The organism is Paenibacillus ferrarius (assembly GCF_002027705.1).
GTDB lineage: Bacteria > Bacillota > Bacilli > Paenibacillales > NBRC-103111 > Paenibacillus_E > Paenibacillus_E ferrarius.
This window is the reverse complement of the sequence record NZ_MBTG01000007.1, coordinates 175,072-187,884: the sequence shown is the minus strand read 5'-3', so window position 1 is coordinate 187,884 and position 12,813 is coordinate 175,072. Positions and strand designations below refer to the sequence as shown.

The following is a 12,813-nucleotide window of genomic DNA, read 5'->3' as shown; positions in this document are numbered from 1 at the left end:
ACAACCAAGTAAGTCACATGTAAAATGAGGGATATGCCATGGAATATATTTATACCTATGTTTGTCACGAAGACGAGCAGGCGCTGTGTCAATTGGAGCTGCGCTCGCTATTGGGCGCAGATGCCGTTATCGGTGCGCGCTGCGCCGTTAGCGCACGCAAAGTGGAGCCAAGCCGCAGCCCGTTCCTGAAGCTGCGGCTCGGTGTCTTGCTCGAGGCCGGCAGCTTGCCGGAGCTGGCCTCGCAGGTAGAGACGCTGCCCCCGCGAGGGTCAACGTTCAAGGTCGTGTTCGCGGAGACGGAAGCTGCGGTCCCTACGGACCGCCAGCGTGAGGTCGCACGCGAAATAGGCCGGCAGCTCCGCGGCAAAGCGGAGCTGGAACGGCCGGAGCAGTGGTTCGCCGTGACGGAGCTGGGAGGCCGGTGGTTGTTCGGCGACTGCAGCTACGGCGAAGCCGTTTGGCTTCAGCATCAGCAGAAGCCGCAGAACTACTCCACCGCCCTGAACACGCGCGTAGCGCGGGCGGTGGTCAACATTGCCGTGCCGGATGCAGCCGGCACGAAGGTGATTGACCCGTGCTGCGGCATCGGCACGGTGCTGATCGAGGCGATGTCGATGGGGATCGACATCGTGGGTACAGACCTGAACCCGCTGGCAGTGCGCGGCGCGCGGGTGAATCTCGCCCACTTCGGCATGCCGGATGTGGTGCGCATCGCCGACATGCGGACGCTGGGCTTGGCAACGGCAGACGCTCATGAGTCCCTGTCCCCGCTGCCACACACATTCGCGGCTGCCTCTGCTCCTGATCAGGTTCAGGTTCCACCGAACGACCTGCCAAGCCGCTATGACGCGCTCATCCTCGACATGCCGTATAATCTCTGCTCGAAGCTGCCGGAGGAGGAGCAGCTCGAAATGCTCCAGTCCGCTCGCCGTTTGGCGGACCGCGCCGTTATCATTACGACGGAGCAGATTGATCCGCTTCTTGCGAAAGCAGGCTTCCGGATCGCAGAGCGCTGCCTCGTTCACAAAGGCAAGTTCAATAGGCAAATAATCGTTTGCCTTTAATAAAGCATTTTACCCAGAGGGCTATCCTCTTCAATGATGTCCTGAAGGGCATACACGGAAATAGGAAAATAAAGAAAACCGTACACATAAGCAGCCAGTTCATAGACCTGGAAGAAAATGACCAAAGACTTATCCGCGATGTAGAAATCCTGATCCGGACGTATGGCCTTGAACTCAACTAACAGGGGGATATCCCGTGTTTTGAGCTCGGCTTGAATAAGGGCACTGAGCTTGCCGACATAATTGCTGTGTGGTTTAAACAATTCTTTCAGAGCGTAGTCCTTGCCAGTCTCTGTATTAAACGTTAATCCGTGTTGAATTGTCAGTCCATGAGCCCCACCCGAAAAGGCGTAATTCCACAAAGTCAAACTAAGCACATTGCGCTCATTCGTTTTGAGCTCGAAGTAAGCGGTCACGTCTGTTAGCGGATTTTTCGGGTAGCCTTGCTCGCGAAGCTGCTTGTTGACCGCATTGACGATAGTCGTGTTCATGGCATGTTGGGCTGCTTGAGGGGTGTGGTTTACGACTGCGGGGTATAACAATTTCAATTTATTGCGCTGCACTCGATAGGTTTGTATACTAACGGGGTGATCCAATCCGTCCATGTCATCATCCATCCCAATGTTTTTACTATAATTTTATTCGGTGGATGGGCGTTTAGTTCATTACACCAATAAAAAGAGCCTTTCCACGGTCGTTTAAGACCTAGCGGAAAAGCTCTTTTTTACGCTGGCTTCCACAAAGCTATAGGAGCCGACGAGACGATTGTAAAAGAAATAATCCGAATTACGCTTGTTCAGATGAATCTTCATCGACAGCGGAGTTCGTTGTTTCATTCTGAAGCAAGGCACTTAGTTCCTCCACTTGCTGTTTGGACTGGCTGTCTTCTGCATTCGCCTCAGCGGCATTAATGGCATGGCTCACCACATCATCACTGTTGTTCGTTGACATGTAAGATCACCTCCTCTAAGTTTCAACTAACTAAGTATGTCTCGCAATCCCCATAAGTATGCAGATAATTTTAACGATGAATAAAGCGGGAATCTTCATAGGTAAAAACTATAAGAGAAGTCTGTTTTAGGTATTTCACAAATGTCGTTATGAAGAGCATAATAGAAGAAATTGGGAATGGAGGCGGATGGCCGATGGGCAAATCTTTCGAGGCACTATTGCCGGATCATGAGCAGTTTATCGCGAAGCAGCATATTTTTTTCGTAGGTTCTGCCCCCTTGTCGGGGGAAGGTCATGTTAATCTTTCACCGAAGGGTCACGATGTTTTTCGGATTTTATCGAAGAATGAGGTGGCCTATCTCGATTTAACCGGGAGCGGGAATGAGACGAGCGCGCATCTGGAGGAGAGCGGGAACGGACGGATTACCGTGATGTTTATGGCTTTTGAGGGACCGCCCATGATTCTGCGCCTCTATGGAGAAGGGCGGGTCGTATTGCCAGGTACGCAGGAGTGGGAGGTGATCGCGCCTAGGTTCACCCTTTTGCCTGGAGCGCGTCAAATGATTGTTGTTGATGTGCATGAGGTCAAGACCTCATGCGGCTATAGCGTCCCTTTTTACAATTACGAGGGAGAACGCACGACACTGCAGAAATGGGCCGCACAAAAAGGCGAGCAAGGATTAACGGACTACTGGCAGGAGAAAAATATGGTCAGCATGGATGGACTGCCAACGCCGTTGGGCCAGAAGTTATCCACAGGGACTGTGTAAATGACTTGTTCTTTAGCTAAAATGCTTTCGTAATGCCTCAGGGGCCTCTACGCTTTTGCGTGTTGTACTGTCCATCGTCACACTGGTTACAAGGGCATCGGCACACAATTCGCCTTGCTGGTTGACAATTTCTTGCTTCAGCACATAGCTGGAGCGTCCCATTTTGTCAGGCCGGCAAGTGACGGTCAGGTGCTCACCTTGTTTGCACTCTTTTTTATAATTAATGTTGATGTTCACGGTAACGGTTTGAATGCCCATCGCGCCAAACGTATCATAAAACAACTCGGATTGCTCGTACCATTCTTCCCTTCCCCATTCGAGGTATTCCAAATATTTGGCATTGTTGACGTGGCCATTCACATCAATTTCGGTGGATCGGACGATAATGTCTAGTCTAGTTTCCATGAGGCTTTGCTCCTTTGGCAGCACCTGCCTTGGCGGGTGTTTTTTGTTTATTATATCTCTTCGATGGAGGAGAAAACCAGCAAATGGCTCATAGGTTGCCATGATCTGGGTAAAATAAGATTTATGTGTTTGGTGATTGGTTAATACATTCTAGCGGGTTATGTCAGCATAACGAAGCAATAGGAGGCGGTTCGAGTGACGCAAGAGTATCGGATTGAAAAGGATACAATGGGGGAAATCAGAGTACCTGTGGATAAGTTGTGGGGGGCTCAAACGCAGCGCAGCTATGAGAATTTCAAAATCGGCACGGAGCGGATGCCGGAACGGTTGATAGGGGCTTTTGCTTTGTTGAAAAAAGCAGCCGCTCAGGTGAACCGCGAGCTTGGCGGGTTGACGCCGGAGAAAGCGGAGGCGATCGCTCAGGCGGCAGACGAAATCGTACAAGGCCGCTGGCACGACGAGTTCCCGCTTGTCGTCTGGCAGACGGGCAGCGGCACGCAGTCGAACATGAACGTGAACGAGGTGATTGCTCACCGAGGCAGCGAGCTGATGGGGGATGGTACTCGCATCCATCCCAATGATGATGTGAATCGTTCGCAGAGCTCGAACGATACATTTCCAACTGCGATGCATGTAGCTGGCGTCATCGCGGTGGAGCAAGAGCTTCTGCCTGCGCTGGAGCTTCTGCAGGCGACACTGCACAGCAAGATGGAGGCTTACGCCTCCATCGTCAAGATCGGCCGCACCCATCTGCAGGATGCTACCCCGCTGACGCTCGGGCAGGAGATCAGCGGCTGGTGGGCCATGCTGGAGCAGACTGCGCGCATGGTGCGCAGCAGCGTGGATACGATGCGCGAGCTGGCTATTGGCGGCACCGCGGTCGGCACCGGGCTGAACGCGCATCCCGAGTTCGGCGCGCGCGTCGCCGAAGCGTTGACTCGCGAGACGGGCACGCGCTTCGTCTCGGCGGCGAACAAGTTTCATGCGCTGACCAGCCATGATCAGATTGTTTACGCCCACGGCGCGCTGAAGGCGCTGGCGGCGAACTTAATGAAGATAGCCAACGATGTGCGCTGGCTATCCAGCGGTCCCCGCTGCGGGATCGGGGAGATTACGATCCCAGAGAACGAGCCCGGCAGCTCGATCATGCCGGGCAAGGTCAACCCCACGCAGAGCGAAGCGATGACGATGGTCGTTTGCCAGGTAATGGGCAACGATGCGGCAATCGGCTTCGCCGCCAGCCAAGGCAACTTCGAGCTGAACGTGTTCAAGCCCGTTATCATTCACAACTTCCTGCAGTCGGTGCGGCTGTTGGCCGATAGTATGCGCTCGTTCAACGACAATTGCCTCGCGGGCATGGAGCCGAATCGCGCTGTCATCCAGCGCAATCTGGAACAATCCCTCATGCTGGTCACGGCGCTCAACCCGTATATCGGGTATGAGAAAGCAGCCAGCATTGCGAAGCAAGCCCACAAAGAAGGGCTGACACTGAAGGAGTCAGCCCTGCGCAGCGGCTACCTGACGGCTGAGCAGTTCGACAGCTACGTTAAGCCGGAAGATATGGTGCATCCGAAGGCATAAGATCGAGTCTGTCTCGGTTAAGCAAACAAATAAATCCTACAGAAGCGGCAAACCGCGAATCTGTAGGATTTTGTATGTTCAAAGTGGTGGAATCCATCAGATCCACCAAATCCGCCAACCGTAAGGCTGTTTCCCAGCCCTAAAGCCCACAACACACGCACCTGACCCACCATAAGGCCGAACTCCCCAATTCGTTGTGTCCACTGTTAAGTAAAAACAACCTTAAAGTGCTGGAACTCCCGGGCCCCGCCAACCCAACCACCCTGCCCGCACCCAGCTAACATGGGAAAAACCTCCAACCCCACAAAGTGGCGTTAGAGGTTCCTTCTTCATCCTTGCTTACTGAATCGGATCGGGAATTAGATTCTTCTCCAGTAATTCACTGTTTGTTTTCATGTGCTTCATCTCGTTGCCGAGCTTTTTGATTTCGCCCATATCCTGGGCCATGGAGCTATTGTTGGCTTCTTCCAAGGATTTGCTGGCGGAACCGTTGCATAGTCGCTCGAGTTCGATAAGTTTATCCAGCGCAGCCCGCCGGACTTGAAGAGGAACGAATTCATTCTCTTGAAAGTCGGCTTCGTGGAAGTGAACGGTGGTGTTCCCATGCTCGGTCGTCAGTGTTGTCAATGTGAGCGGGTATCCGACGGAGGTAGCTTCGTTGTAGATTTTAATTTGGTATACCGATTTCTCTGTATATTCAATACGTTCTAATCCCAAATCGGTGAGTTGTTGATGCAAGGCGTTTTTGTCCATAGTCCAAACGCTCCTTTCAAACCTGCGGCTAAACAAATTTGTTCTACCAGCCCGAAACCGGTTTTTTGTGTTCTAATGTTTGTTCTACCAGCCAGAAACAGACTTTCTGCCTGTTCTAATATTTGCTCTACCAGCCCGAAACCAGCTTTCCCTGTTCTAATGTTTGTTCTACCAGCTCCCTCTTCTAATGCTGGTTGTTATTGCTGCCATGGGAGCTGTTGCTTGTGGCGGCCTGCAAGGACTCAGCTACCAGTTGTTTGCTCTCTTTGGCTTTATCGATTACGTCGGAGGCTTTGCTGCCGATTTCTTGTGATTTCTCACTGACGGTGGAAACGATGTCTTTGGCTTTTTCGCTGGCCGTTGCCGCGATATCTTGGGTTGTCTCGCAAACACTGGAGACAATTTCTTGTGTTTTTTGACCAACTGTTGAAGCCAATTTGCTTGTTTTATCGTTTAAAGTACGGTACGTATTAGAAAGGTCTTCGCGCAGCTCTGACCCAGCTTTAGGGGCAAATAACAGGGAAGCTACTGCACCAACCGCTCCGCCGATAACTAAACCTAATAATAGTCCGCCTTTGTTTGTTCCGACTGCTTCACTCATGAGTCATCTCTCCTTCAAATTGGGTTATGGTTTGTCATGCTTCATAGTAGGAAGTAACCGTATTTCCTGATTCTGAAACAGCAAAAGTTTATTTAGATTTCCATTTCATTAATATAAACGTGCAAGGAATGCCTGTATTCTGATTGAAATTTTCAAATGCGGGTAGTAAATAGAAGAACTCTAGCGATTTTTATTTTTTAAACTATGCTAAACTATGGTGAGGGTTACTGTTTAACTTTTGCCCGAGAGGGGTTTGAGCCATGAGTATTGTCATTGTCGACGATAACGCGACGAATTTACTTATAATCGAAAAAATTCTGCTTAAAGCCGGATACACGGATCTAACAATGGTCTCTTCAGCCAAAGAGCTGTATCAATTATTAGAGATGAATTCACCAACTACGGGAGAAGTACCCGTGGACTTGATCTTGATGGATATGATGATGCCGGAAATTGATGGGGTTGAAGCCTGTCGAACGGTTCAAGCGGATGAACGGTTCCGGGATATCCCGATTATCTTCGTAACGGCTATGGGAGATTCCAATAAATTGGCGGAAGCACTGGATGCAGGGGCGCTGGATTACGTGATGAAGCCAATTAATAAAGTAGAGCTGCTGGCTCGTATTCGCTCCACGCTTCGTCTCAAATTCGAGAAGGATTGGCACAAAGAGCGGGATAAGCGAATCAAGTATGAGCTTGATCTGGCCAAACAAGTGCAGCGCAGCGTACTTAGCAGTCCGATTCAGGATGAGCATATCAACATATCGGCTGTCTATAAGCCTTCATCGGAGCTGGCTGGCGACTTCTATGCTTGGTACCCGATCGGACCGAATCGGTATGGCATTATTTTGCTGGACATGATGGGGCACGGTATTTCTTCTTCGCTGGTGTGCATGTACATTTACTCAGCCTTGAAGGATACGATTACGAATATTTGTGATCCGGAAGGCGTCATCCGAGAATTGAATGGACGCATGAATCAGCTGCATAAAGCGGATAATTTGATCAATTATTACTTTACGTCGATTTATATGGTGCTCGATACCGAGCATCGTACGATTGAATATGTGAATGCCGGGCATCCTACCGGAATTGCCATTTTGGATGGCGAGGTGAAGCTGTTGACGGAAGGCTGCTGCGCCATTGGCTTTTTTGAAGGCATTGAGATTACGAAGGGGGTTATTCCTTATAAGAAGGATGCCCGAATTGTTCTGTTCACAGATGGCCTCTCCGAATGGCTTGATGATGAGCAAGAGGACGGGATCAGCAAGATCCAAGGGGGCTTGGAGGCTATGCAGACGCACGATCCTGACGGCTTGATCGAACGGATTTATCCATATGCCAAAAGCGGCTCACCCCCAGATGATATGTGCTTGGTTTTGATTACAGCAGAGTAATACGGGCCTTATTATTTATCACATATGAGAACGCACAAGTTTATCCCAAATGGGAATAAAACTTGTGCGTTTTTTGTTTCAATAGGCACAAAGAGGTGTAATAAGGAATATCAATCCAATCAGGATGGGAGGAAATGGGATGACGATGGCATCTGCACCGGATTCAGACGCTACCTATTTATTGTATGAGGGCACACAGTATCAAAGCTATCAATTTCTGGGTTCCCACATGGAAGAACGGCAAGGCATGAGGGGGATCAACTTCGCCGTTTGGGCACCAAATGCGAAACAAGTGAATGTATCGGGCAGCTTCAATGGCTGGGATGGCAGCAATCATAAGATGTCGATGTCAGACGGTGTATGGACGCTTTTCATTCCGAAGCTGGAGGAAGGTACGCTGTATAAATACGAGATCATCACCTTGGATGACGAGTGTTATCTGAAATCAGATCCGTACGCTTTTCACACGGAGCTTCGTCCTGGAACGGCATCCATTGTAACTTCTTTGGAAGGTTACGAATGGCAGGATGAGGAATGGCTGGCTACGAAAACCTCGAATCAATTTCTGCAGCAGCCTCTTTTGATCTATGAGGTGCATCTGGGCAGCTGGAAGCGCAAGGAAGACGGAGGTTTCTACACGTACTTGGAATTGGCTGATGAGCTGGTTGACTATGTGCTGGAGCGTGGTTATACCCACATCGAGTTGATGCCATTAGAGGAGCACCCGTTGGATGCTTCTTGGGGCTATCAGGTGACAAGCTATTTCTCGGTGACGAGCCGATTTGGATCGCCGAAGGACTTCATGGTCTTCGTTGATCGCTGCCATCAGAAGGGGATTGGCGTCATTATGGACTGGGTGCCGGCGCATTACTGCAAAGATGCTCATGGTTTGACTCGCTTCGATGGGACGCCGCTTTATGAATATGCAGACAGCCGGAAGGGAGAAAACCCGACCTGGGGGACCCAAATCTTCGATTATGGGAAGCCGGAGGTGCTGAGCTTCTTAATCTCCAACGCGCTGTTCTGGATGGACGTGTATCATATTGACGGATTAAGAGTGGATGCCGTTTATAGCATATTGACGCTTAATTTCGACAGAGAAGGTGGGGATCGTATTACGAACGAATTCGGAGGCGACGAGAATCTGGAAGGCATCGCTTTTCTGCAGAAGCTGAATGCGGTTGTGTTCTCCAGGTACCCAAATGCGCTGATGATGGCGGAGGATTCGAGCTCATATCCTGGCGTAACGACGTCGGTTGATCATGGCGGACTCGGGTTTAATTATAAATGGAACTTAGGCTATACGTGGAACACCTTGGAATATATGAAGAAAACGCAAGAGGAGCGCGGCGAAGCGGAGGATCAATTAACGAATTCCCTGCTGAACGCTTGGGAGGAGAATTATATTCTGCCTTATGCGCATGATGAAGTGGTTCATTCATCCAAATCGCTTCTGGGTAAAATGTCTGGTGATGATAACTGGCAGCGTTTCGCGAATCTGCGTGTGTTGTATAGCTATATGATCGGGCATCCCGGCAAAAAGCTGTTATTCATGGGCAATGAATTCGGCCAGATGGACGATTGGAATTCGGAAAGTGCTCTCGAATGGAATCTGCTGGAGTTCGAGGAACATCAGCAATTTGAGGCCTTCGTGAAGATGATGAATCATTTCTATAAAGCAGAGAAAGCGTTATGGGAACTCGACTATGACCCAAGCGGCTTCGAAGCCATTGGCGCCGAGGACCGAAGTGATGGTCTGGTCATGTTCATTCGCAAAGCGGAAAAGACGGATGAGCATCTCGTGATTGTTTGCAATTTTAAGACAGAGACTCATGAAAACTATCGCTTAGGGGTCATGAAGCAGGGCACTTATCAGGAAGTGTTTAACAGCGATAAGCCGGAATTCGGCGGATCGGGTGTAGGGAACGAAAGTCATTTAATGGCAGAGGAATTCGCCTGTCAGGATCGCCCTTATAGCATAACGATTCATATACCACCACTTGCAGCTGTGATCTTCAAATATACCCCTTCGGAAGGATGAGGATGTCATGAACAAACAAGAATGTGTAGCAATGCTTTTAGCTGGCGGTGAGGGGACTAGGCTTAGCCCATTAACGAAAAATATAGCAAAACCAGCCGTTCATTTTGGCGGAAAATATAGAATTATCGATTTTACGTTGAGCAATTGCCGCAATTCCGGCATTGATACGGTTGGCGTGCTCACGCAGTATAAGCCAGCTGTTTTGCATGCCCATATCGGCAATGGGGAAGCTTGGGGGATGGAGAGTGAGTCCGGCGGCATTTCTATTCTGGAAAGACAGGTTGGCGCGCCTAACGCATATTCCGGTACAGCAGATGCCATCTATCAAAATCTATCCTATCTGCGGGCTCATAATCCAAGCTATGTATTGGTTATTTCCGGTGACCACATTTATAACATGGACTATCAAAAGATGCTGGCGCATCACAAAGCCTCTGGCGCCGATGCCACTCTTTCTGTTATTCCCGTGAAATGGGAGGAAGCGAGCCGCTTCGGGATTATGAGCACGGACGATGCTCACCGAGTTACCGGTTTTGCCGAGAAACCGGTTAAACCGACGAGCAATCTAGCATCCATGGGGATTTATATTTTCAACTGGGAAGTGCTTCGCTCTTCCTTGGAGATTGATGCGATGGATGAATCCTCTACGCATGATTTTGGCAAAGATATTATCCCTGCGCTGCTGGATGCGGGTGCTTATATATCTGCGTATCCTTTTGAAGGCTATTGGAAGGATGTCGGTACGATCGAGAGTCTCTGGGAGTCTCATATGGATCTGCTTGGCTATACGCCAAGGCTGCAGTTGGATCATGAGAATTGGCCGGTGTTCACCAAGGAACGTGGTGACGCCAAGAGTCATGTATCGCTCAGCGCTAGGGTAAATAACGCAGTTGTTGGCGAGGGCACTTCTATTTATGGCAGTGTGAGCCATTCCGTGCTTTTTGATGGTGTGAGAGTGGGAGAGAACAGCAGGGTCTTGAACAGCGTAATTATGCCGGGTGTTCAGATCGGCAAAAATGCCCTAGTCCTGAATGCGATTGTCGGCGAAGGTACGATTATCAAAGATGGGGCCATTGTTGGCAAACCAGGTGGCTCGGAGCTGACCGTCATTGGAGAGAAAGCGATTATTGGACGTCACTACCCTGCTTCGATTCCAGCGAAACTGACGGGTACAAGGGTGAATTTCGGATAAGGCGTCTAAAGCAAATCTCAAGATAATGCTTACGAAGCCAGATTTGCTAAAGCAAATCTCAAGATTATGCTTACGAAGCTAGATTTGCTAAAGCAAATCTCTTAGGAGGAGTAAATCATGAAAAATGTTCTCGGTATGATCAATCTTATGGATGAACAGGATGATTTGTCGACGCTTACACGTAATCGCTGTGTGGCTGCTGTACCTTTTGCAGGGAAGTATAGGCTCGTTGACTTCGCACTTTCCAATATGAGCAATTCGGGCATTCAGAAGGTCGTCGTGTTGGCGAATTCCAAGGCAGAATCTTTGCTTGAGCATGTTGGCGATGGGCAGGATTGGGGACTGGATGCGTCGCAGGAAGGGGGAGTGTCCATTCTCCCGCCTGTCTCCTTGCGGATTGATGACGCGGATCGGCTGCGCACGCTTGAACATGGTGATCTCCTCCATCTGTACAGTCATTTGGATTATTTGAAATCCTGTACGGAAACGTATATTTTGCTGGCTCCGAGCAGTGTGATTTACCGTTCTAATTTTGAAAATATGGTTGATTATCATCTCAGCAGCGGAGCGGAAATTACGGTTCTCTACAAAAACTTAACGGAGATCGACCGCCACGCGCATATTGGTCATGCGTACAATCTGGAAATGAATGACCATGGCCGTGTCATCCGGGCTGTGCCCACCTATCATGCATTGCCAAGTTTAACGCTGCAGAATATTGACCTGGATACGATGGTGATTGGGCGCAGCTTATTGATTGATCTTATCGAGAAGAGTATGAAGAGCGGCACGGAAATTTATTTGAAAAATGTGATTTGGGCTCATTTGGATGATATTTATGTGCAGGGCTATGCCAATCATGGCTATATCGCGATCATGGACTCTGTGGATAGTTATTACGCGCATAGTATGCATCTGCTGCAGCCTCAGGGGTGGAAGCAGTTCATGATTAATCAGGAATCTGTCTACACGCGGAAAGAGGAAGAACCGCAAATCGCTTGCCATCAGCAAGCATTGGTCCGTAATTCCTTCGTTGCGCCAGGCTGCCGAATTGAAGGGTATGTGGAGAACAGCATCCTGTTCCCCGGGGTGACGATCAGCAGCGGTGCCAGTGTCAAAAATAGCGTGATTATGCACGACTGCACGATCGAAGCCAGCGCGTATTTGGACCGGGTCATTTTGGACAAGCAGGTCATTGTGGAGCGAGGGGCAGTCTTATGCGGACAGTATGCACATCCCTTCGTAGCGGAGAAAAGCGGAATACTTTAATCCAGAGGCGAGAGTAGGGAGGATCGGATATGAACGTATTGATGCGTGAGAAAGAAGCCCAGATGCTTACACACGTAACAGGCTATCAACGCCGCTTTTATAGACTAGCCTTGTTCGCTTTGGTGGTGACACTGATTTTGCTGGTGCTAAAAGGGACAAGCTCAGGGCGCATCGGTGAACCTGAAGTTGTCCTCTCGCCAGCGGTGATCAGCATGCTGCCGGAGGGATCAGACGATTCCTCCCTGCCCGTCTCGCCTCCTAAGCTTGCTGCGCAAGAGGATGCCGGGACTGCCTCTAATCTGAGTCAGGCTGTTAGCAGCAGCTCAATCCTGACGTCTTTGGTTAGTCTGGAAGGCATTTCATTGGAGGATAATACAGCAGATGTAACAGCTAAAAAGGGGGCTCCGCTTACCAAAGTTGAGGACCCTCAATTCATAGGAGAAACCATTTATCAATATCCGGATGTCAATGTGGGCTTCTATGAAGATGTTGTTGCTTTTGTGCAAGTGCCGGCACGGGCAGGCCGCATTCAAATTAATGATCAAGAAATCTCCTTAACGCTGGCTGATATCAAGCAACTGCTTGGCGAGCCTGATTTTGTAGCGGAGGATGGGGTTGTTTTTCAAAGGAAGGAAGCGCTGATTAAACTTTTTATGCAGCCTGACACGCAGAATCCCATCTCCATTGATTATTATCATCTCTCTAGCACATAACCGCGACAGCTGGCCACTAAGGCCAGCTTGAACTTGTTTGCGGAGGATTGATCTGTTGTAAACATAACTTGTGAAA

The 12,813-nt window shown here is 49.6% G+C and carries 13 protein-coding genes; 8 read left to right on the top strand and 5 right to left on the bottom strand.

The features are described 5' to 3' along the window. Positions 1 to 38: 38 nt before the first annotated feature. Complete coding sequence (locus tag BC351_RS09310; protein ID WP_079411049.1) at positions 39 to 1,064, top strand: TRM11 family SAM-dependent methyltransferase; 1,026 nt, start codon at positions 39 to 41, stop codon at positions 1,062 to 1,064. On the opposite strand, the gene BC351_RS09305 is transcribed toward BC351_RS09310, so the two are convergent. Both BC351_RS09305 and BC351_RS42130 read right to left on the bottom strand, forming a co-directional pair. Continuing rightward, on the bottom strand, positions 1,061 to 1,669 hold the full coding sequence (locus tag BC351_RS09305) for a DUF3298 and DUF4163 domain-containing protein (RefSeq protein WP_079411047.1): 609 nt from the start codon (positions 1,667 to 1,669) through the stop codon (positions 1,061 to 1,063). The genes BC351_RS09310 and BC351_RS09305 overlap by 4 nt on opposite strands. A 181-nt stretch (positions 1,670 to 1,850) precedes the next feature. Further along, on the bottom strand, positions 1,851 to 2,015 hold the full coding sequence (locus BC351_RS42130) for a hypothetical protein (protein WP_158082027.1): 165 nt from the start codon (positions 2,013 to 2,015) through the stop codon (positions 1,851 to 1,853). Positions 2,016 to 2,209: 194 nt separating this feature from the next. Here BC351_RS42130 and BC351_RS09300 point away from each other — a divergent pair, with 194 nt between their 5' ends. Continuing rightward, a complete protein-coding gene (locus tag BC351_RS09300) occupies positions 2,210 to 2,785 on the top strand; it encodes a pyridoxamine 5'-phosphate oxidase family protein (RefSeq protein ID WP_079411045.1) in 576 nt (191 codons plus the stop codon). A 12-nt stretch (positions 2,786 to 2,797) separates the two neighbouring features. On the opposite strand, the gene BC351_RS09295 is transcribed toward BC351_RS09300, so the two are convergent. Then, a complete protein-coding gene (locus BC351_RS09295) occupies positions 2,798 to 3,190 on the bottom strand; it encodes an acyl-CoA thioesterase (protein WP_079411043.1) in 393 nt (130 codons plus the stop codon). A 195-nt stretch (positions 3,191 to 3,385) separates the two neighbouring features. Between BC351_RS09295 and fumC the strand changes: the two genes are divergently transcribed. Further along, complete coding sequence (gene fumC, locus BC351_RS09290) at positions 3,386 to 4,771, top strand: class II fumarate hydratase (RefSeq protein WP_279628323.1); 1,386 nt, start codon at positions 3,386 to 3,388, stop codon at positions 4,769 to 4,771. Positions 4,772 to 5,110: 339 nt separating this feature from the next. Here fumC and BC351_RS09285 read toward each other — a convergent pair whose 3' ends face one another. Beyond that, positions 5,111 to 5,524 carry a hypothetical protein gene (locus tag BC351_RS09285; RefSeq protein WP_079411041.1) on the bottom strand — a complete coding sequence of 138 codons (414 nt, stop codon included), beginning with the start codon at positions 5,522 to 5,524 and terminating at the stop codon, positions 5,111 to 5,113. Positions 5,525 to 5,708: 184 nt separating this feature from the next. Then, positions 5,709 to 6,125 (bottom strand): YtxH domain-containing protein, encoded by a 417-nt coding sequence (locus tag BC351_RS09280; RefSeq protein ID WP_079411039.1) that lies wholly within the window; start codon positions 6,123 to 6,125, stop codon positions 5,709 to 5,711. A gap of 260 nt (positions 6,126 to 6,385) precedes the next feature. Here BC351_RS09280 and BC351_RS09275 point away from each other — a divergent pair, with 260 nt between their 5' ends. The 5 genes from BC351_RS09275 (at position 6,386) to BC351_RS09255 (ending at position 12,737) form a co-directional block, all read left to right on the top strand. After that, on the top strand, positions 6,386 to 7,522 hold the full coding sequence (locus BC351_RS09275; RefSeq protein ID WP_079411037.1) for a SpoIIE family protein phosphatase: 1,137 nt from the start codon (positions 6,386 to 6,388) through the stop codon (positions 7,520 to 7,522). Between the two features lie 139 nt (positions 7,523 to 7,661). Next, entirely contained in the window at positions 7,662 to 9,563 is a 1,902-nt protein-coding gene (gene glgB / locus BC351_RS09270; protein WP_079411035.1) for a 1,4-alpha-glucan branching protein GlgB, read from the top strand. 7 nt (positions 9,564 to 9,570) lie between these two features. After that, positions 9,571 to 10,755 carry a glucose-1-phosphate adenylyltransferase gene (locus BC351_RS09265; RefSeq protein ID WP_079411033.1) on the top strand — a complete coding sequence of 395 codons (1,185 nt, stop codon included), beginning with the start codon at positions 9,571 to 9,573 and terminating at the stop codon, positions 10,753 to 10,755. Positions 10,756 to 10,872: 117 nt separating this feature from the next. After that, positions 10,873 to 12,024: a glucose-1-phosphate adenylyltransferase subunit GlgD gene (glgD, locus tag BC351_RS09260; protein WP_079411031.1), complete on the top strand. Its 1,152-nt coding sequence runs from the start codon at positions 10,873 to 10,875 to the stop codon at positions 12,022 to 12,024. 29 nt (positions 12,025 to 12,053) lie between these two features. Further along, positions 12,054 to 12,737, top strand: a complete 684-nt coding sequence (locus tag BC351_RS09255) for a hypothetical protein (RefSeq protein ID WP_079411029.1) — start codon at positions 12,054 to 12,056, stop codon at positions 12,735 to 12,737. Positions 12,738 to 12,813 lie beyond the last annotated feature (76 nt).

Coding starts and splice junctions, on each gene's coding strand:
- BC351_RS09310 (WP_079411049.1), top strand. CDS start 39: ATGGAATATATTTATACCTATGTTTGTCACGAAGACGAGCAGGCGCTG.
- BC351_RS09305 (WP_079411047.1), bottom strand. CDS start 1,669: ATGGACGGATTGGATCACCCCGTTAGTATACAAACCTATCGAGTGCAG.
- BC351_RS42130 (WP_158082027.1), bottom strand. CDS start 2,015: ATGTCAACGAACAACAGTGATGATGTGGTGAGCCATGCCATTAATGCC.
- BC351_RS09300 (WP_079411045.1), top strand. CDS start 2,210: ATGGGCAAATCTTTCGAGGCACTATTGCCGGATCATGAGCAGTTTATC.
- BC351_RS09295 (WP_079411043.1), bottom strand. CDS start 3,190: ATGGAAACTAGACTAGACATTATCGTCCGATCCACCGAAATTGATGTG.
- BC351_RS09285 (WP_079411041.1), bottom strand. CDS start 5,524: ATGGACAAAAACGCCTTGCATCAACAACTCACCGATTTGGGATTAGAA.
- BC351_RS09280 (WP_079411039.1), bottom strand. CDS start 6,125: ATGAGTGAAGCAGTCGGAACAAACAAAGGCGGACTATTATTAGGTTTA.
- BC351_RS09275 (WP_079411037.1), top strand. CDS start 6,386: ATGAGTATTGTCATTGTCGACGATAACGCGACGAATTTACTTATAATC.
- glgB (WP_079411035.1), top strand. CDS start 7,662: ATGACGATGGCATCTGCACCGGATTCAGACGCTACCTATTTATTGTAT.
- BC351_RS09265 (WP_079411033.1), top strand. CDS start 9,571: ATGAACAAACAAGAATGTGTAGCAATGCTTTTAGCTGGCGGTGAGGGG.
- glgD (WP_079411031.1), top strand. CDS start 10,873: ATGAAAAATGTTCTCGGTATGATCAATCTTATGGATGAACAGGATGAT.
- BC351_RS09255 (WP_079411029.1), top strand. CDS start 12,054: ATGAACGTATTGATGCGTGAGAAAGAAGCCCAGATGCTTACACACGTA.